The organism is Brucella sp. NBRC 14130 (assembly GCF_040371715.1).
GTDB lineage: Bacteria > Pseudomonadota > Alphaproteobacteria > Rhizobiales > Rhizobiaceae > Brucella > Brucella intermedia.
The window spans coordinates 248,775-268,591 of the sequence record NZ_BAABTE010000002.1 but is presented as its reverse complement, the minus strand read 5'-3'; the positions used below and the strand labels follow the sequence as shown (position 1 = coordinate 268,591).

Here is a 19,817-nt window from a genome sequence, read left to right as displayed (position 1 = left end):
TTCGCGATTATCGCACCGCTATAACTGCGGCCCAGTCAGTGGAACGTTTGTCGTAGGCGCTGCCGGTCCAGCATTCAATTTCGATGCCGGACCATTGACCGTTATCGCTCCAGTATTCCTGCAATTCTTCCGGCGACAGATAGTTGTAATAGCGGCCAAGCGCGTCGTGGCCTTCAGCCGTGCCGGTCTTGAAGCTGGCCCACACGATCCCGCCTTTCACCAAGGCGCTGTGAACGCGTCTTATGATAGGACCAAGTGCGGTTCTGGGCACATGGGTGAGCGAGGCGCAGGCGTAAATCCCGTCATATTCCTCGACTGCGGAAAGTTCATCGAACATCATCGTGCGGACGGGCTGCCCCAGCCGTTTTGCAGCGATTGCCGCCAGTTCGGAGGAGCCATCCGTCGCATCGAGCTGAAATCCGGCGTTCAGAATGGCACTGGCATCGGTACCCGAACCCGTTCCCAATTCCAGGATTCGTCCCCCTGGCTTGCAGCGCTTCAGAAAGCCGAACAGTTTCGGGTTGGGCGTGTCGCCGTCGGCTGCATAGTCGATCGCATTGGAATTGTAGAAACCCAGCGTGTTGCCCTGCATGTCGGAGAATCCCTCATCCCGGTTTCGAAGAGCCCGGAAATCCCGGAATCGGCGCGCGCTCTTATGCAGCGAAATCGCACCATATTGAAGTCCTGAAAGTGTCGGAGAACCGACTTTCCGGGTTCGCTTCGGGCACGCCAAAGTCCGATCCAGCAGAGCACACAGAATAACGTTGCATTTTCGCCACAATGCGTTGCATAGATGCAACGCTATTGGGTAACATGGTTAATATGAACACGGCGAATCTGACGGCGAACATGAACGGCGAGGAACAATCATCGCAAAGCGGCGAGGGGCGCAGGCTTCTGGCCCTGCCGGGCATTATCACGGTCATTTCGGCGCTTGTCACCGCCTCGATTTCCTTTGCCATTCTGATCGGCATTACACCGATCACGCCTGACCGGACCGTCACGCTGGCATTGGTCATCATCAATGTCGCGCTGATTCTGTTCCTCATCCTGCTGATCTGCCGCGAAGTTTACCGCATCGTGATGGCCCGGCGGCTCGGGAAGGCGGCTTCGCGCCTGCATGTCCGTATTGTCGCGCTGTTTTCGCTGATCGCGGCAGTGCCCGCCATCGTGGTTGCCATCGTTGCGTCGGTCACGCTCAACCTCGGTCTCGACCGCTGGTTCGATACCAACACCCGCGATATCGTCAATTCCTCGCTCAGCCTGTCACAATCCTACATTCTCGAAACCGGGCGTAATCTGCAAAGCACTTCCTATTCCATGCTGCAGGATCTGGACGCGCAGCGAACGATATACAGTCTGGACCGGGGAGGCTTCATCCAGCTTATGTCATTGCAGGTACGTGGCCGCGGCCTGCTCGGTGGGTTCCTGGTGCGTGAAAACGGCGACGTTGTGGTTGCAAGCAATGTTGGTACGGAAACCGGACTGCCGCCACCGCCATCCGGTGCGCTCGACACCGCCAGCGACGGAAAGGCTGTGGTCATTCCGCCCGGCAACAGTAAATTCGTCGGGGCGATCATCAAGATGCGCGAGATACCTGATGTCTATCTCTACACGGTTCGCGCAGTCGATCCTCAGATTATCGATGCCATGCGTCTGATGGAAGCCAATACCCAGCGCTATCAGGAAATGGATGCCAACCGGATTCCAACGCAGATCGCCTTTGCGCTGCTCTATTTCGGCCTGACGCTGATCGTGCTGCTTTCGGCCATCTGGACCGGTATTGCCGTCGCCGACCGGCTGGTGCGTCCGATCCGGCTTTTGATCGGCGCATCCGACGATGTGGCGGCTGGCAATCTCGACGTGTCGGTTCCGGTGCGCACATCGGATGGCGACGTGGGCGCGTTGTCCGGCACTTTCAACAACATGGTGGCGGAGCTGAAAAGCCAGCGCAACGAGCTGCTTTCCGCCAAGGACCAGATCGATGAGCGCCGTCGCTTCTCCGAAGCCGTGCTTTCCGGCGTGACGGCAGGCGTCATCGGCATCGAGACCGATGGCTGTATCTCTATCCTGAATCGTTCGGCGGAACATATGTTCGGCGTCACCTCGGAAGATGCTGTCGGCAAGAACCTCACAAGCATCGCGCCGGAGATCGGGCAGGCTTTTGAGGTCGCCCGCTCGACGGGGCGCGCGGTGCATCGCGAGCAGGTCAGCATGACCCGTGGCGGCGTGGCGCGCACCTTCAACGTGCAGGTTACTGTCGAGGACACGGAATCCGAAGATCATTCCTATGTGGTGACGGTGGACGACATCACCGATCTGGTGCAGGCACAGCGTTCGTCCGCCTGGGCGGATGTCGCGCGCCGCATCGCGCATGAAATCAAGAACCCGCTCACGCCGATCCAGCTTTCCGCCGAACGCATCCGCCGCCGTTACGGCAAGGTCATCACCGAGGACCGCGAGGTTTTCGATCAGTGCACGGATACGATCATCCGTCAGGTCGGCGACATTGGCCGCATGGTCGATGAATTCTCCGCCTTCGCCCGCATGCCGAAGCCGGAAATGCGGGTTATGGATATGCGCGAGGCATTGCGCGAAGCCTCCTTCCTGGTCGAAGTCAGCCGCAGCGATATTCGTTTCCAGAACGATTTCGGCTCGGAAAAGCTGGTCGGTTCCTTTGACAGCCGCCTGATCGGACAGGCCTTCGGCAATGTCATCAAGAATGCCAGCGAAGCCATTGACGGACTTCCGAAGGAAGATCGCGCCAGGGAAGGCGAGGGCGGGCATATCCTCATCCGTTCCTATCAGGCGGATGGACAATTGTTTGTCGATGTCATCGATAACGGCAAGGGCCTGCCGGGCGACGACCGCCAGAAGCTGCTCGAACCTTACATGACGACGCGCGAGAAGGGCACCGGCCTTGGTCTCGCGATTGTCCGCAAGATCGTCGAGGATCATGGCGGGCATCTGGAATTGCATGATGCGCCTTCGGATTTCCACGGAGGACGGGGCGCAATGATACGTATGGTCTTTCCGCAAGCGCCCACCAACGAAGCTGGCGTGAATGCCGGTTCTACCGGTGAGATCGAAGCAGATGCGGGAAATGACGAAAAGAACATAGCTGGACAGGTGATTTGATATGGCTGCCGATATTCTTGTGGTTGATGACGAAGCGGATATCCGGGAACTTGTTGCAGGCATTCTGAGCGATGAAGGCCACGAAACCCGCACGGCCTTCGATGCGGACAGCGCGCTCGCCGCCATCAACGATCGCGTTCCCCGGCTGGTCTTTCTGGATATATGGCTGCAGGGCAGCCGTCTGGACGGCCTCGCGCTGCTCGATGAAATCAAGAAGCAGCACCCCGAACTGCCGGTGGTGATGATCTCCGGTCACGGCAATATCGAAACGGCGGTGTCTGCGATCCGTCGCGGCGCCTACGACTTCATCGAAAAGCCGTTCAAGGCGGACCGCCTCATCCTCATCGCGGAACGGGCGCTTGAAACCTCGAAGCTGAAGCGCGAAGTCTCGAACCTGCGCAAGCGCAGCGGCGACCATCTGGAATTGATCGGTGCATCGCTGGCCATGAACCAGTTGCGCCAGACCATCGAGCGCGTCGCGCCGACCAACAGCCGCATCATGATTACCGGACCGTCGGGCGCTGGCAAGGAACTTGCCGCCCGCGCCATCCACGCGCAGTCGGGCCGCGCCAATGGGCCGTTCGTGACCGTCAACGCCGCGACCATCACGCCGGAGCGCATGGAGATCGAGCTTTTCGGCACCGAAATGGACGGCGGCGAGCGCAAGGTCGGGGCTCTGGAAGAAGCCCATGGCGGCATTCTCTATCTCGATGAAGTCGCCGACATGCCGCGCGAGACGCAGAACAAGATTTTGCGTGTGCTTGTCGACCAGCAGTTTGAACGCGTGGGCGGCACCAAGCGCGTGAAGGTGGATGTGCGCATCATCTCCTCCACGGCGCAGAACCTCGAAGGCATGATTGCGGAAGGCACGTTCCGCGAAGACCTGTTTCACCGCCTTTCGGTGGTTCCGGTGCAGGTGCCGCCGCTTGCCGCCCGACGCGAGGACATTCCGTCACTGGTCGAGTACTTCATGAAGCAGATCGCCGAACAGGCGGGCATCAAGCCGCGCAAGATTGGATCCGATGCAATGGCGGTTTTGCAGGCGCATAGCTGGCCGGGCAATCTTCGCCAGCTTCGCAACAATGTCGAGCGCCTGATGATTCTGGCGCGGGGCGATGATCCGGAGGCGCCAGTGACGGCCGACCTCCTGCCCGCTGAAATCGGCGACACGCTGCCGCGTGCACCGACGGAATCCGACCAGCACATCATGGCGCTTCCGTTGCGCGAGGCGCGCGAGCGTTTCGAGAAGGAATATCTGATCGCCCAGATCAACCGGTTCGGCGGCAATATTTCGCGCACGGCGGAGTTCGTCGGCATGGAGCGCTCGGCGCTGCATCGCAAGCTGAAATCTCTCGGCGTATAAATAGTCAAGTGTCTCGGGCGGATGTGTCATGCGGGTAATCGTTTGCGGAGCAGGGCAGGTCGGATACGGCATCGCTGAGCGGCTTGCCGCCGAGGAGAACGATGTTTCCGTCATCGACACCTCGGCCCGCCATATCGAGATCGTGCGCGACACGCTCGATGTCCGTGGTTTTGTCGGGCACGGTTCGCAACCGGACGTGCTTGCCGCCGCTGGCGCCGATGAAGCGGATATGATCATTGCCGTCACCTTGTCCGACGAGGTCAACATGGTGGCCTGTCAGGTGGCGCATTCGGTCTTCAACGTGCCGACCAAGATCGCCCGCATTCGCGCGCAGTCCTATCTCAAGGCAGAATATCAGGATCTTTTCCTGCGCGAAAACCTGCCGATCGACGTGATTATCTCGCCGGAGCTTGAAGTGGGTGAGGTGGTTCTGCGGCGCATCGCCTTGCAGGGCGCAACGGACGTGCTGCGTTTTGCCGACGACAAGATCATCGGCCTCGCCATCGAATGCCTGGAGGAATGCCCGGTCATCAATACGCCGCTGAAGCAGTTGACCGATCTGTTTCCCGATCTTGCGGCCACCGTCGTCGGCGTGGTGCGCAATGACAGCCTTTTCATCCCGCGATCTTCGGACGAGCTGAATGCCGGCGACCTCGCTTATGTCGTGACGACCCGCGAGCAGGTGCGCCGCACGCTCTCCTTGTTCGGCCACGAGAAACCGGAAGCCAGCCGCATCGTTATCGCGGGCGGCGGCAATATCGGCTTGTACGTGGCCAAGGCCATCGAGGACCGCAAATGGCATACGCGCGTCAAGATGATCGAAAGCGAGCACGAGCGTGCCTTCGCCATCGCCGACCAGCTCAAACGCACCATGGTGCTGCACGGCAGCGCGCTCGACCAGAACTTGCTTCAGGAAGCTGATATTCAGGACGCGGACCTGATGGTCGCGCTCACCAATCAGGATCAGGTCAATATCCTGTCGAGCATCATGGCAAAGCGGCTGGGCTGCAAGTCCAACATGGCACTGCTCAATACGGTTGCCTATCAGGACTTCACCCACATGGTGGGGATCGACGCCTATATTAACCCGAAGGCCGTGACGATTTCGAAAATCCTCCAGCATGTCCGGCGAGGCCGCATCCGGGCGGTCTATAGCGTTTATCGCGACATGGCCGAACTGATCGAAGCCGAAGCTCTGGAAACATCCTCGCTGGTTGGCGCGCCGTTGCGCGATCTCGACTTGCCGGAAGGTCTGCGAATCGGTGCGATCTACCGTGACGGACAAGTGATCCGTCCGAACGGCGATGTCCGCATCAAGCCGAAGGACCGCGTCGTCATCTTCGCGACATCTGACGCCGTAAAGCATGTGGAACAGATGTTCCGCGTCAGTCTTGAATTCTTCTGAATAGTAAAGGCACCAATAGGATACACTCGCAATAAGATTAAGCGGTGTTTGAAAAATGTGACGGGTGTTTCCTCCACCAGAATGACAAATCTGCCAGTCTTCGGTTTACAATACCGCACGTGAGATGATTGAGTTCATCGCCATCCGTGAGGGAGAGCGCCCATCCGGCGAGTGTCTTTGTTGAAAGGGGGAAATGGAACAATTTCCGTCTTTCCCGTCGCACCAAAGCGGATGGGCTTTTGACTTCCAATGAAGCCTTATTAGTTATGCTATAAAAACTGTTTAATCTTTAACTAAAAATACTTGTATTCCAATTAAATATGAAGCAGATACTTGAACAGAAACTGTGTTTCCACTCTTCTGCAGAGCAATCTGCGCAGATATTGCAGTCAATGACAGCTTTTCTTGGTATTCATCTTGCTTTATTGGAATGGTTTTTGTGCCGGAACTGTCGGTAAAAATTAGATAAGCTTTATTTGTGTGTCTAGGATTATCATCTAAAAAAGAAATCAACGCAAGGTTAGTTACGTGATCATATACTCCATCCTCTACGGATTCATTAACAACAACAGTATTCTCCATAATAAATATTCCTATTTAAGATTATCAATTGTTATTGAAAAAATATTGTGAAATCGGTGGATGCAGAAAATCAATTCTAAGAAGAAAACTGACTGGTAATTGCAGAAACTCACTTTAATTCTATTGGCATAAGACCAAGGGAGAACGTCGGGTTGTCCATCCCCCTTGGTTGTCCGTCAAGCCTATCCAACTGATCGATAGAATTTAAGAAACAATCCACTCAAGTAGATGAATCATCGATCAATTTCTATTCGTGTTATTTCCTATATATATAGTAATTATTGAAATTAGGAGTTCCAAACGGTAACTGTGTATAAGGTGCCGTCTTTTGTCGCAATATCGACGCGATACTTTTGCGTCAATGCGATTTGCGCCGACATTAGCGCGCTTATAATTTTGTCTTGATTTTCATTGTTTCTGATTTTGCATGTAAAAACGGAATTATCTGATGTAAAGTTAAAGTAAATTACATTTTCTCGCGGAGTTGCGTTAAAAATTGCCATTATATCGATTCTATCAATATTCGTATATATAGCATCTTCTGCAAGTTTTTCGGGTTCTGAAATGCCAGACATAATTTTTCCTTTATAACATTCTATAAATATACTTACGTATTACAGATTACGATATTTTTTACTAAAGTCAAATGCTCAAGAAAAAGTGACAGGTTTTGTTGGGATGCCTGTTTCATTTCAGTAGTATACAATCGAACGTGTACCCTTCAGATTTGGGTACGCTTTTCCGTCCAGTCGTTCACTGACGCATTGGGGAGCATGCCTGATGAAGGGGCACGCCTGAAATTTGCCGCGAGGCTAATGAAATTGACGGTTGCACAAAGATTCCCATCCTGTTAACCGAAGCTGAATAGCGAAGCAGTTGTCTTTCCACAGCAATTGCAGTCAGGTACCGGTTTTGCACGCTCCGGTGCTTGATTTATGTGCATGCGCGTGTTCGTTTAACACATCGCGAGCTGGCTGCTGATCGATTAAAGGAATAAAAACAATGGCTGAACGATCGCAAAATCTACAAGACCTTTTTCTGAATTCTGTACGCAAGCAGAAAATTTCGCTGACGATTTTCCTTATCAATGGCGTGAAACTGACCGGCATTGTGACGTCCTTCGATAATTTCTGCGTGCTTCTGCGTCGTGATGGTCATTCGCAGCTTGTCTACAAGCATGCGATTTCGACGATCATGCCGAGCCAGCCTGTGCAGATGTTCGAAGGCGAAGAAGCCTGACGCTTTCCCAATACCATTGGAGCGCACTGGCTTTGGTTGTCGCTCCAAATTTTGTTTCTGCTGATGATAACCGGACACGCATTGCCTGTCCGGTTCGTCATGTTTGAACGATCCGGGGCGTCTTTCATTTGAAACAGCTTTAGCGGTGACTTATCTGCAGCCGTAGATAACACGTTTCCGTGTCCCCGGAGTGAACATTGTCCAAATTCAAGGATAAGAAGCCGTCATCTGCCGATGCAGACAAGGGTTTCGGACTTTCAGAGCCAGAGCCCACACGGGCAGCCGTCATCGTTCCCGTCCTGCCGGAGCGGTATAGTGCAGGCACGACCGCCGAGGAAGGCGCGCGTCCGCAGTTCCAGCGTTCGAACGAAGCGCGGCTTGAGGAAGCAATGGGGCTTGCCCGGGCGATTGCGCTCGATATCGAACATGCCGAAATCGCGATTGTCGCCAATCCGCGTCCGGCGACCCTGCTGGGCGCGGGCAAGGTGGAATCCATTGCCGAAACCGTCCAGGAAAAGGCCATCGGGCTGGTCATCGTCGATCACGCCCTGACCCCGGTGCAGCAGCGCAACCTCGAAAAGGAATGGAACGTCAAGGTCATCGACCGCACGGGACTTATCCTCGAAATTTTCGGCGAGCGCGCGCGCACCAAGGAAGGTGCATTGCAGGTCGAGCTGGCGCATTTGAACTATCAGAAGGGCCGTCTGGTCAGAAGCTGGACTCACCTGGAGCGACAGCGCGGTGGTGGCGGCTTCCTCGGCGGTCCGGGTGAAACCCAGATCGAAGCCGACCGCCGTCTGCTGCAGGACAAGATCCTGAAGATCAAGCGCGAACTTGAAACGGTGGTGCGTACCCGCACGCTGCATCGCCAGAAACGGCGCAAGGTGCCGCATCCGATTGTAGCGCTCGTCGGCTATACCAATGCCGGAAAGTCCACGCTTTTCAATCGCATGACGGGCGCGGAAGTACTGGCCGAAGACATGCTCTTCGCCACGCTCGACCCGACATTGCGCCGCATCCGGCTTCCGCACGGCGAGACGGTCATCCTGTCGGATACGGTGGGTTTCATCTCCAACCTGCCGCACCATCTGGTCGCTGCCTTCCGCGCCACGCTTGAAGAAGTGGTCGAGGCCGACCTGATCCTGCATGTCCGCGACATTTCCGATCCGGACAATGCCGCGCAGGCCGAAGACGTGGAAAGCATTCTTGCCGGGCTGGGCATTGAGCCGCAGGACCGCAAGCGCGTCGTCGAAATCTGGAACAAGATCGACAATCTTGACGAAAGCGGACGCGAGGCCGCCCTGCGCCTTGCTGCTGCCGGCAGCGAGGAGGGACGTCCCATTCCGCTTTCGGCCATTACCGGTGAAGGCGTTGACAGGTTGCTTTCGCTTATCGAAACGCGGATAGCGGGTTCGCTCGGCGCGGTCGATGTCGTGCTGTCTCCTTTCGAGCTTCATCTGCTCGACTGGATTTACCAGCATGGCAGCAATGTGGAGCGTGAGAACCTGGAAGACGGCTCCGTTCGCATCAAGGCCCGGCTGACCGAAGTGGCCCGCAAATCGCTGGACGAGAAGCGCGGCATCCGTCCTGAAAAGCCGGAGTCCGATTGGGACTGAGGCGGGAAGTGCTGCGCCACTTGCGAAACAGGGGCGCAACGCCCTATGTATGAAACACCGACGATTCAAAACTATTCACTTCGCCATAAATATATCCAGAGGCCCATAATGAGAGATCCGATCGAAACCGTCATGAACCTCGTCCCGATGGTGGTTGAGCAGACCAACCGTGGCGAACGGGCCTATGATATTTTCTCGCGCCTTCTGAAGGAGCGCATCATCTTCGTGAACGGACCGGTTGAAGACGGAATGTCGATGCTGGTATGCGCGCAGCTTCTCTTTCTCGAAGCGGAAAATCCGAAGAAAGAGATCAACATGTACATCAATTCGCCCGGCGGCGTGGTGACGTCCGGCATGGCGATCTATGATACGATGCAGTTCATCCGTCCGCCGGTTTCCACGCTTTGCATGGGCCAGGCCGCCTCGATGGGCTCGCTGCTTCTGACGGCAGGCGCCACCGGCCAGCGTTATGCGCTGCCGAACGCGCGCATCATGGTCCACCAGCCATCGGGCGGTTTCCAGGGGCAGGCCTCGGACATCGAGCGCCATGCGCAGGACATCATCAAGATGAAGCGCCGCCTGAACGAAATCTACGTCAAGCACACGGGCCGCGATTACGAGACGATCGAACGCACGCTCGACCGCGACCATTTCATGACCGCGCAGGAAGCGCTCGAATTCGGCCTCATCGACAAGGTGGTCGAAGCGCGCGACGTGAGCGCGGACGAATCGAAGTAAGAGCCGGATTCTCCGGCTCGCACCTGTTTTTAGCGCCCTTTGCCACAAAAGGGGCCCAATTCTTGCACCTACGTGATGGTTAACGCGCCGCGTTAAGCATCTGTTGGGGTTCGGGGCGCTAAACTTGGTCAGATTATGCCGAATCTTTGCCGGGAACATATTTTTCATTTGTTCGGCGGTGCAGCTTCTGCAAAAGTCGCCAGATGGTTCCTTCGGTCGGGGAGCCATACGGTGACGAATCCTGAGACTACTGGCCCTTGATTACAGGTCCAGGACTATAGGCAGCGCGTATCTGCTGCTGTTGTGACCGGCGGGAGGCGCGTTTCTCCTCCAGCACTGGGTCCGAACCGGAAGAAACGATCGATCTGAAGCGCCCAAGGCTCATTTCGATCAACTGAAAGGAAACTGCAATGAGCAAAGTCAGCAACGGCGGCGGCGATTCCAAGAATACGCTCTATTGCTCGTTCTGCGGCAAAAGCCAGCATGAAGTGCGCAAGCTGATTGCAGGCCCGACCGTTTTCATCTGCGACGAGTGCGTCGAACTCTGCATGGACATCATCCGCGAGGAAAACAAATCCTCCATGGTGAAGTCGCGCGAGGGCGTGCCCACGCCGCAGGAAATCATGGCCGTCCTTGACGATTACGTCATCGGCCAGAAGGATGCCAAGCGCGTTCTGTCGGTTGCGGTACACAATCACTACAAGCGTCTCGCCCATCAGTCGAAGAACAGCGACATCGAGCTTGCGAAGTCGAACATTCTGCTCGTGGGCCCCACGGGCTGCGGCAAGACCTATCTTGCCCAGACGCTCGCCCGCATCATCGATGTGCCGTTCACCATGGCCGATGCGACGACGCTGACGGAAGCCGGCTATGTCGGTGAAGATGTCGAGAACATCATCCTGAAACTGCTTCAGGCTGCCGATTACAACGTGGAACGTGCACAGCGCGGCATCGTCTATATCGACGAAGTCGACAAGATCAGCCGCAAGTCGGATAACCCGTCCATCACGCGCGACGTGTCGGGCGAGGGCGTTCAGCAGGCGCTTCTGAAGATCATGGAAGGCACCGTCGCTTCCGTGCCGCCGCAAGGTGGCCGCAAGCATCCGCAGCAGGAATTCCTGCAGGTGGACACGACGAACATCCTCTTCATCTGCGGCGGCGCATTTGCCGGTCTGGACAAGATCATCTCCGCACGCGGCGAAAAGACCTCCATCGGCTTCGGCGCCACCGTCAAGTCGGTGGATGAACGCCGCATCGGTGACGTCTTCAGGGAACTGGAGCCGGAAGACCTTCTGAAATTCGGCCTCATTCCGGAATTCGTCGGTCGTCTGCCCGTGATCGCGACACTCGAAGACCTCGATGTCGATGCCCTGGTGCAGATCCTGACCGAGCCGAAGAACGCGCTCGTAAAGCAGTATCAGCGCCTGTTCGACATGGAAAATGTCGAGCTGAGCTTCCACGACGACGCCCTGCGGGCGATTGCCAACAAGGCGGTCGAGCGCAAGACGGGTGCACGCGGCCTGCGTTCGATCATGGAAAAGATCCTGCTCGACACGATGTTCGAACTTCCGACGCTGGAAGGCGTGCAGGAAGTGGTTATTTCCGGCGATGTGGTGGATGGCAGCGCCCGTCCGCTCTATATCTATGCCGAGCGGCAGGACGAAAAGGGTAATGTTTCCGCCTGAAGCATTTCCGGCAAAAGTGCGTAGCGGTTTTGCGTCGGATAATGCGCAATATTCGCGGCAGCAATTATTCAAGAAAGGCCGCGCAAGCGGCCTTTTTCATGTGCCGGGCCATATGCCAGCCATGTCACGGAAAAGTGCAGGCCGGGGAGATGACATGCTTCAGGCTTGCGTGGGGCTTAACCTGTCACTATTGCAGGGCAGCAATCGGGGTACAGGCCAAGCTGGATATTGTACTAATGCGCGGCACAGCGCAGGATAGATGACGATTCTATGAAAGCCGGCCCGATAAAGCCTATTGAATTGCCGGGGTCGGCTCTCCAAGTATGGACCGAAGCACATTCGTGACCTGCCTCATGACGAAAGGGGGCGCGGATGTGGCAGTCAGGTTGAAAGACCTGAGAAAGGACTTGAACTATGACGAGTACTGAACAGAAGACACCGCTGGGTGGCTCTGAAGCGGGCGGTGCAGACGGGCTCTATGCCGTTTTGCCGTTGCGTGACATCGTCGTTTTCCCCCATATGATCGTTCCGCTTTTTGTCGGCCGCGAAAAGTCCATTCGCGCGCTGGAGGAAGTGATGGGCGTGGACAAGCAGATCCTGCTTGCCACCCAGAAGAACGCCGCCGATGACGATCCGGCACCGGATGCGATTTATGAAATCGGCACGATTGCCAATGTGCTGCAGCTTCTCAAGCTGCCGGACGGCACCGTCAAGGTGCTGGTCGAGGGCACGGCGCGCGCCAGGGTTTCCAAGTTTACGGACCGCGAAGACTATCACGAGGCCTATGCTGCGGCTCTGCCGGAGCCTGACGAAGATGCCGTCGAGATCGAGGCGCTCGCCCGCTCGGTGGTTTCCGACTTCGAAAACTACGTCAAGCTGAACAAGAAGATTTCGCCGGAAGTGGTTGGCGCCGCCAGCCAGATCGACGACTATTCGAAGCTTGCCGACACGGTTGCCTCGCATCTCGCGATCAAGATTCCCGAGAAGCAGGAAATGCTGTCGATCCTCTCGGTGCGCGAGCGCCTCGAGAAGGCGCTTTCCTTCATGGAAGCCGAAATTTCGGTTCTCCAGGTTGAGAAGCGTATCCGCAGCCGCGTCAAGCGCCAGATGGAGAAGACGCAGCGCGAATACTATCTCAACGAGCAGATGAAGGCGATCCAGAAGGAGCTTGGCGATGGCGAGGACGGTCGCGATGAAGCGGCAGAACTCGAAGAACGCATCAACAAGACCAAGCTTTCCAAGGAAGCCCGCGAAAAGGCACAGGCCGAGCTGAAGAAGCTGCGCAGCATGAGCCCGATGTCGGCCGAGGCAACGGTCGTCCGCAACTATCTCGACTGGCTGCTGTCCATTCCATGGGGCAAGAAGTCGAAGATCAAGCAGGACCTGAACTTCGCCGAGGAAGTGCTCGATGACGAGCATTTCGGCCTCGACAAGGTCAAGGAACGCATCGTCGAATATCTCGCGGTGCAGGCTCGCTCGACCAAGATCAAGGGCCCGATCCTCTGCCTCGTCGGACCTCCCGGCGTCGGCAAGACCTCGCTCGCCCGCTCGATCGCCAAGGCTACCGGCCGTGAATATGTCCGTATGTCGCTCGGCGGCGTGCGTGACGAGGCCGAAATCCGCGGTCACCGCCGCACCTATATCGGCTCGATGCCCGGCAAGGTCATCCAGTCGATGAAGAAGGCGAAGAAGTCCAACCCGCTCTTCCTGCTCGATGAAATCGACAAGATGGGCCAGGATTTCCGCGGCGATCCGTCATCGGCAATGCTCGAGGTGCTGGACCCTGAACAGAACTCGACCTTCATGGATCACTACCTTGAAGTCGAATACGATCTGTCGAACGTCATGTTCGTGACGACGGCCAATACGCTCAACATTCCCGGCCCGCTTCTGGACCGTATGGAAGTCATCCGTATTGCCGGCTACACCGAGGATGAAAAGCTCGAGATCGCCAAGCGGCACCTGCTGCCGAAGGCGATCAAGGATCACGCCCTGCAGCCGAAGGAGTTTTCGGTCACGGACGATGCGTTGCGCAATGTTATCCGCCTCTACACGCGGGAAGCAGGTGTGCGTAGCCTCGAACGCGAACTGATGACGCTGGCGCGCAAGGCCGTGACCGACATTCTGAAGTCGAAGAAGAAGTCGGTGAAAGTCACCGAAAAGAACCTCTCCGACTATCTGGGTGTCGAGCGGTACCGCTTCGGCCAGATCGATGGCGAGGATCAGGTTGGCGTCGTGACAGGCCTTGCCTGGACGGAAGTCGGCGGTGAATTGCTGACCATCGAAGGCGTCATGATGCCCGGCAAGGGCCGCATGACCGTCACGGGTAACCTCCGCGACGTGATGAAGGAATCGATCTCGGCGGCGGCATCTTATGTCCGCAGCAGGGCAATCGATTTCGGCATCGAGCCTCCGCTGTTCGACAAGCGCGACATCCACGTGCACGTGCCGGAAGGTGCGACGCCGAAGGACGGTCCGTCCGCAGGCATCGCCATGGTCACGGCGATTGTCTCCGTGCTGACCGGCATCCCGGTTCGCAAGGACATCGCAATGACGGGCGAAGTCACGCTGCGCGGTCGGGTCCTGCCCATCGGCGGCCTCAAGGAAAAGCTCCTCGCGGCACTGCGCGGCGGCATCAAGAAGGTTCTGATCCCGGAAGAAAACGCCAAGGATCTGGCGGATATTCCGGACAATGTGAAGAACAGTCTTGAGATCGTTCCGGTGTCCCGTGTAGGTGAGGTGCTCAAGCACGCTCTGGTTCGCGAACCCGAGCCGATTGAATGGACGGAGCCCGCAAACGCGACACCGGTCCCTTCGGTCGAGGAAGAAGCTGGCGCCTCGATGGCCCATTAAGGCATTTCCGGCAAACGTTCGAAAGAGTTTGCTTATTGGCAATGCGCTGAAATGAACTTCCGGCAGGCGATTCTGATTCAGTCGGATAGTCCTGCCGGAAGCTGTCTATCAGGACCAACAATCGAAATGCCGGGCAATTTGCCCGGCATTTCTGTGTTTAACCCCGGTTTTCCGGGGTTTTTTCACGTTGACAGGCTTGGTTTGTGAAACGATTTGAATAAACTCCGACCAATCCGGTCACGTTATCCGTTCCGGTAGATAAAGAAAGGAAATGCCAATGAACAAGAACGAATTGGTTGCCGCAGTTGCGGAAAAGGGCGGTTTGACGAAGGCTGACGCCGGTACTGCTGTTGACGCCGTACTCGCTGCTGTTACCGGCGCCCTGAAGGCTGGTGAAGAAGTCCGTCTGCCTGGCTTCGGCGTTTTCTCCGTTTCGCATCGCGCTGCCTCGACCGGCCGCAACCCGTCGACCGGCAAGGAAGTTGCTATCCCGGCTCGCAACGTGCCGAAGTTCTCGGCTGGCAAGGGCCTGAAGGACGCCGTAAACGGCTAATCATGATCTGGAGAGTGAAAGCTCTTCGAACGGATCGTGACATTAAATTTCCAGCCCATCGCGGCATGATTGCGATTGGCTGTCGAGAAGGCCCGGTTTATCCGGGCTTTTTTCGCTTTACAATACCTGGTAATAAGCACAGGAAATCGGATCACCACGAATCGTGCTCGATTACCTTCATCTATTTCACGAAGTCGCAGGGATAATCTCTTCTTTCCACGTGCTGAAACGCTTACGTTTTAATGCGAACTTCTTAGAAATTTCTTCGTCTAGCTCTAATGCTGTTTTGACACACACCTTTGTTAATTTCACCAAATCGTCGAAACGGAGATGAGCACGACTTCCTTCTTCAAAACTAAAAGGAACAGAGTTCTGGACTCGGCTTAAGAACACGCGATTGACGTAACCTCGATTGTGTACGTGGATATTCCTAACTTCTGCAAATAGCTGCATAAGCTGGCGATCCTCGTCCTTCGCAAAAAGTGAAACGCCCAAGGATTCTTCGATGAATTTTTCAATTCTGCTCATCCCACCGTATGATAAAGAATTGACCTTTTTGTCGATAAGATAGTTTATTATTTCTTTCCTGCTCCTAAACTTAAAAATATCTTCTATGCGAAGATTTTCGCTAGACTTTACCAATTCTGGTCGTTTACGCATCGCACTTTGAATAGATGCTGAAATAAACCAAAAAAAAGTATCAACCGTTGTCACTGTTAAGTTTCGTGAATTAACAGAAGCAAATTCATTCAGTTTCTTCACCACCTTACCTGGGTTAGTCATTAATCGTTCATATTTTTCTTTCTCCCTTTCACTGCTCGCTATTTCAAATAGAGCTGTGCTAGCGCGCAATGATACATTGTCTGCAGTGTGGGCTAAGTGAACTGTAAAAAAGAATAAATCCACGATAGAGTGATAATCAAAGAGGAATAAGCTCATATTTCTAGTTACTAACGTTTTGACTGGTGGAAAATAGAACGTTTCTCCGTCATTTTCTTCGCTTAAACTATTAGGGGCAACTTCTTCGTTCATTTTCGCTCTCGCCTGTACTATTTTTAAGAATCGAAACGATGATGGTTCGATTGAATCTATTAGTATGCATTGCCTTGGAAATAAAAAGCCGGACACTAGGTCCGGCTTACTTCCAATACTTCCCATAATCAATCTACTGCCTACTCAGCCGCCTCTGAACTGCGCTTGGGGCGGCGGTCCAGCAGTTCCTTGAGGAAGTGGCCGGTATAGGAGCGCTTCTCCTTCACAATGTCTTCCGGACGGCCCACTGCGACAATCTCACCGCCGCCATCGCCGCCTTCCGGTCCAAGGTCGATCACCCAGTCAGCCGTCTTGATGACTTCCAGATTGTGCTCGATCACCACGACCGTGTTGCCCTGTTCCACCAGCTCGTGCAGCACTTCCAAGAGCTTCGCCACATCGTGGAAATGCAGGCCGGTTGTCGGTTCGTCCAGAATATAGAGCGTGCGGCCCGTCGCGCGGCGCGACAGTTCCTTGGCCAGCTTCACGCGCTGCGCTTCGCCGCCGGAAAGCGTCGTCGCCTGCTGGCCGACCTTGATATAGCCGAGACCGACCTTGACGAGCGTTTGCAGCTTGTCGCGCACCGCAGGCACGGCGGAGAAGAACTCCGCACCTTCCTCGACAGTCATATCCAGTACATCGGCGATGGACTTGCCCTTGAACAGGACTTCCAGCGTTTCGCGGTTATAGCGCTTGCCGTGGCAGACATCACAAGTCACATACACATCCGGCAGGAAGTGCATCTCGATCTTGATGACGCCATCGCCCTGGCAGGCCTCGCAGCGCCCGCCCTTCACGTTGAACGAGAAGCGGCCCGGCTGATAGCCGCGTGCCTTGGCTTCCGGCAAGCCCGCGAACCAGTCGCGGATCGGGGTGAAGGCACCGGTATAGGTTGCCGGGTTGGAGCGCGGCGTGCGCCCAATCGGCGACTGGTCGATATCGATCACCTTGTCGAGGAATTCCAGCCCTTCGATACGGTCATGCTCTGCGGGATGCTCGCGCGAACCCATGATGCGGCGCGAAGCGGCCTTGAACAGCGTTTCGATCAGGAAGGTGGACTTGCCGCCGCCAGAAACGCCGGTAACGGCAGTGAAGGTGCCGAGCGGAATATCCGCCGAGACATTTTTCAGGTTGTTGCCGCGCGCGCCCACCACGCGAATGCGCTTGGACTTGGAAATCTTGCGGCGTTCCGCCGGGACGGCAACTTCCATCGCACCCGACAGATATTTGCCGGTCAGCGAGTTCGCATTGGACATCACGTCCTGCGGCGATCCTTGCGCGATGATCTTGCCGCCATGGACACCAGCCGCCGGGCCGATATCGACAACATAATCGGCGGTCAGGATAGCATCTTCATCGTGTTCGACCACGATGACCGTATTGCCGAGATCGCGCAGATGGCGCAGCGTGTCGAGAAGGCGGGCATTGTCGCGCTGATGCAGGCCAATGGACGGCTCATCCAGCACGTAGAGCACGCCGGTCAGTCCGGAGCCGATCTGCGAGGCAAGACGGATGCGCTGGCTTTCACCGCCCGAAAGCGTGCCGGAATTGCGCGCCAGCGTCAGGTAATCGAGCCCCACATCGTTGAGGAATTGCAGGCGCTCGCGGATTTCCTTGAGGATGCGGGCGGCAATTTCGCGCTGCTTGTCGTTGAAGCTGCTGTCGATATCGCGGAACCAGGCATCGGCCTTGCGGATCGACATTTCGGTGATTTCACCGATGTGCTTCATGCCGACCTTGACCGCTAGCGCCTCCGGCTTCAGGCGGAAACCGTTACAGGCCGGGCAGGGCGTCGAGGCCATGAAGCGCTCGATATCTTCACGCGACCAGGCGGAATCGGTCTCCTTCCAGCGGCGTTCCAGATTGGGGATCACACCTTCAAAAGCTTTCGTCGTCTGGTAGGAACGCAAGCCGTCATCATACTGAAAGGTGATTTCCTTGCCCTTGGTGCCGTAAAGAATGGCCTGCTGGGCCTCTTCCGGAATATCAGCCCATTTTGCGCCGATCTTGAAGCCATAGGCTTTGCCAAGCGCTTCCAGCGTCTGATTGTAGTAGGGCGACGAGGATCGCGCCCACGGGGCAATCGCGCCGTCCTTCAGCACTGCCGTTTCGTCGGGAACGATCAGGTTGGGATCGATGGCCTGCTGCGTGCCGAGGCCGTCGCAGGTCGGGCAGGCGCCGAAGGGATTGTTGAACGAGAACAGGCGCGGCTCGATTTCCGGGATAGTGAAGCCGGAGACCGGGCAGGCGAACTTTTCCGAAAACAGAATGCGTTCATGCGTTTCGTTGGCCGACTTGTTGGCAGCGCCGCCCTCAGCCGTTTCTTCAGGCGGCAGCGGCTTGTCGGCAAATTCGGCAACGGCCAGGCCTTCGGCAAGCTTGAGACAGGTTTCAAGGCTGTCGGCGAGGCGGGTCGAAAGGTCAGGCCGAACCACCACTCGGTCGACCACCACATCGATATCGTGCTTGTATTTCTTGTCGAGCGCCGGAACATCGGCGATTTCATAGAAGGTGCCGTCGACCTTGACGCGCTGAAAGCCCTTCTTCTGAAGCTCCGCCAGTTCCTTCTTGTACTCGCCCTTGCGGCCGCGAACGATGGGCGCGAGGATATAGAGGCGCGTGCCTTCCTCAACCGCCATGACGCGATCGACCATCTGGCTGACCGTCTGGCTTTCGATGGGAAGGCCGGTCGCCGGCGAATAGGGTACACCCACGCGCGCAAAGAGCAGGCGCATATAGTCGTAGATTTCGGTGACGGTGCCGACCGTCGAACGCGGATTGCGGCTCGTCGTCTTCTGCTCGATGGAAATGGCTGGCGACAGGCCGTCGATCTGGTCGACGTCCGGCTTCTGCATCATTTCCAGGAACTGGCGCGCATAGGCCGAAAGGCTTTCGACATAGCGGCGCTGGCCTTCCGCATAGATCGTATCGAAGGCAAGCGAGGATTTGCCCGAACCGGACAAGCCTGTCATCACGATCAGCTTGTCGCGAGGCAGATCGAGATCGACATTTTTCAAGTTGTGTTCGCGCGCGCCACGTATGGAAATGAATTTCTGATCGCTCATTCCGCGTCCTGCCTGCTCATGATGCCATGGATAAACGGGCGCCGAATGGTGAAACCCGTCGCGCCGGTTTCTAATATGGGGTGGAACCCTCCGATAAGAAGGGGTCTCGGGTCATTCATCGGTGCACTCTTATCACTGGAACAAATATCGAACAACCAGCCTTCTGATAGGCGATACGAAATGTGAACGCAAGAGCGTTGACTGTCACTCCTGACAGGAGCAGACTGGCCTTGCTCGCTGATGGCGGAGAGGTGTCGTGGTGGGATGACGCGGCATCGGCAAGAGGTCCGCAGGAGGCGGGAAACCCAGTAGGGAGGTAAGGAGCATGAGTCCACCTGACTACGTTGCCTAGCTTTCACAACGATGAAAGCACAATCCATTTCGGTCGCGGCAGCATCTTTTCGCAAGGAATGATGCCTCGTTGACTGAAACTGCGATTGCCGAAAATCTGAATTTGCGCGGAAGGCAAATGACCGCGCGTCATCGCCGTCCGAAAATATCTGCTGGCGAATTATTGTCGGCACAAGAGCATTGCTCAAAACCCAAGC

The 19,817-nt window shown here is 56.1% G+C and carries 14 protein-coding genes and 2 pseudogenes; 10 read left to right on the top strand and 6 right to left on the bottom strand.

Going from position 1 to position 19,817, the window contains the following annotated elements; translation table 11 throughout:
- Positions 1–7: 7 nt before the first annotated feature.
- The gene (locus ABWW28_RS04770; protein ID WP_353390393.1) at positions 8–592 is read right to left on the bottom strand and encodes a class I SAM-dependent methyltransferase; all 585 of its coding nucleotides are present in this window, start codon (positions 590–592) and stop codon (positions 8–10) included.
- Positions 593–780: 188 nt separating this feature from the next.
- Here ABWW28_RS04770 and ABWW28_RS04765 point away from each other — a divergent pair, with 188 nt between their 5' ends.
- Genes ABWW28_RS04765 through trkA form a run of 3 tightly spaced genes read left to right on the top strand, consistent with a single transcriptional unit; the run spans position 781 to position 5,906 of the window.
- Positions 781–3,138: a sensor histidine kinase NtrY-like gene (locus tag ABWW28_RS04765; RefSeq protein WP_353390391.1), complete on the top strand. Its 2,358-nt coding sequence runs from the start codon at positions 781–783 to the stop codon at positions 3,136–3,138.
- Between the two features lies 1 nt (position 3,139).
- Complete coding sequence (gene ntrX, locus ABWW28_RS04760) at positions 3,140–4,501, top strand: nitrogen assimilation response regulator NtrX (RefSeq protein ID WP_006466759.1); 1,362 nt, start codon at positions 3,140–3,142, stop codon at positions 4,499–4,501.
- Between the two features lie 28 nt (positions 4,502–4,529).
- Positions 4,530–5,906 carry a Trk system potassium transporter TrkA gene (trkA, locus tag ABWW28_RS04755; RefSeq protein ID WP_006466760.1) on the top strand — a complete coding sequence of 459 codons (1,377 nt, stop codon included), beginning with the start codon at positions 4,530–4,532 and terminating at the stop codon, positions 5,904–5,906.
- Positions 5,907–6,188: 282 nt separating this feature from the next.
- Here trkA and ABWW28_RS04750 read toward each other — a convergent pair whose 3' ends face one another.
- Both ABWW28_RS04750 and ABWW28_RS04745 read right to left on the bottom strand, forming a co-directional pair.
- Complete coding sequence (locus ABWW28_RS04750) at positions 6,189–6,488, bottom strand: hypothetical protein (RefSeq protein ID WP_139309255.1); 300 nt, start codon at positions 6,486–6,488, stop codon at positions 6,189–6,191.
- A gap of 287 nt (positions 6,489–6,775) precedes the next feature.
- Positions 6,776–7,063, bottom strand: a complete 288-nt coding sequence (locus ABWW28_RS04745) for a hypothetical protein (RefSeq protein WP_006470419.1) — start codon at positions 7,061–7,063, stop codon at positions 6,776–6,778.
- 224 nt (positions 7,064–7,287) lie between these two features.
- On the opposite strand from ABWW28_RS04745, the pseudogene ABWW28_RS04740 reads away from it, so the two are divergent.
- The 7 genes and pseudogenes from ABWW28_RS04740 (at position 7,288) to ABWW28_RS04710 (ending at position 15,172) form a co-directional block, all read left to right on the top strand.
- Positions 7,288–7,485, top strand: a pseudogene (locus ABWW28_RS04740) (hypothetical protein).
- A gap of 5 nt (positions 7,486–7,490) precedes the next feature.
- Positions 7,491–7,727 carry an RNA chaperone Hfq gene (hfq, locus tag ABWW28_RS04735; protein ID WP_002964239.1) on the top strand — a complete coding sequence of 79 codons (237 nt, stop codon included), beginning with the start codon at positions 7,491–7,493 and terminating at the stop codon, positions 7,725–7,727.
- Positions 7,728–7,924: 197 nt separating this feature from the next.
- Positions 7,925–9,343, top strand: a complete 1,419-nt coding sequence (hflX, locus tag ABWW28_RS04730; protein ID WP_006470420.1) for a GTPase HflX — start codon at positions 7,925–7,927, stop codon at positions 9,341–9,343.
- 108 nt (positions 9,344–9,451) lie between these two features.
- Positions 9,452–10,081, top strand: a complete 630-nt coding sequence (gene clpP, locus ABWW28_RS04725; RefSeq protein ID WP_006470421.1) for an ATP-dependent Clp endopeptidase proteolytic subunit ClpP — start codon at positions 9,452–9,454, stop codon at positions 10,079–10,081.
- Between the two features lie 410 nt (positions 10,082–10,491).
- A complete protein-coding gene (clpX, locus tag ABWW28_RS04720) occupies positions 10,492–11,766 on the top strand; it encodes an ATP-dependent Clp protease ATP-binding subunit ClpX (protein ID WP_006466764.1) in 1,275 nt (424 codons plus the stop codon).
- A gap of 414 nt (positions 11,767–12,180) precedes the next feature.
- Positions 12,181–14,619 carry an endopeptidase La gene (gene lon, locus ABWW28_RS04715; protein WP_006466765.1) on the top strand — a complete coding sequence of 813 codons (2,439 nt, stop codon included), beginning with the start codon at positions 12,181–12,183 and terminating at the stop codon, positions 14,617–14,619.
- A 277-nt stretch (positions 14,620–14,896) separates the two neighbouring features.
- Positions 14,897–15,172: an HU family DNA-binding protein gene (locus ABWW28_RS04710; protein ID WP_006470422.1), complete on the top strand. Its 276-nt coding sequence runs from the start codon at positions 14,897–14,899 to the stop codon at positions 15,170–15,172.
- A 186-nt stretch (positions 15,173–15,358) separates the two neighbouring features.
- Here ABWW28_RS04710 and ABWW28_RS04705 read toward each other — a convergent pair whose 3' ends face one another.
- From ABWW28_RS04705 to ABWW28_RS04695, 3 genes and pseudogenes are all read right to left on the bottom strand, one after another.
- Positions 15,359–16,204: a hypothetical protein gene (locus ABWW28_RS04705; protein WP_006470423.1), complete on the bottom strand. Its 846-nt coding sequence runs from the start codon at positions 16,202–16,204 to the stop codon at positions 15,359–15,361.
- Positions 16,205–16,344: 140 nt separating this feature from the next.
- Positions 16,345–19,269 carry an excinuclease ABC subunit UvrA gene (uvrA, locus tag ABWW28_RS04700; protein WP_006470424.1) on the bottom strand — a complete coding sequence of 975 codons (2,925 nt, stop codon included), beginning with the start codon at positions 19,267–19,269 and terminating at the stop codon, positions 16,345–16,347.
- A gap of 115 nt (positions 19,270–19,384) precedes the next feature.
- A pseudogene (locus tag ABWW28_RS04695) lies at positions 19,385–19,596 on the bottom strand (hypothetical protein).
- Positions 19,597–19,817 lie beyond the last annotated feature (221 nt).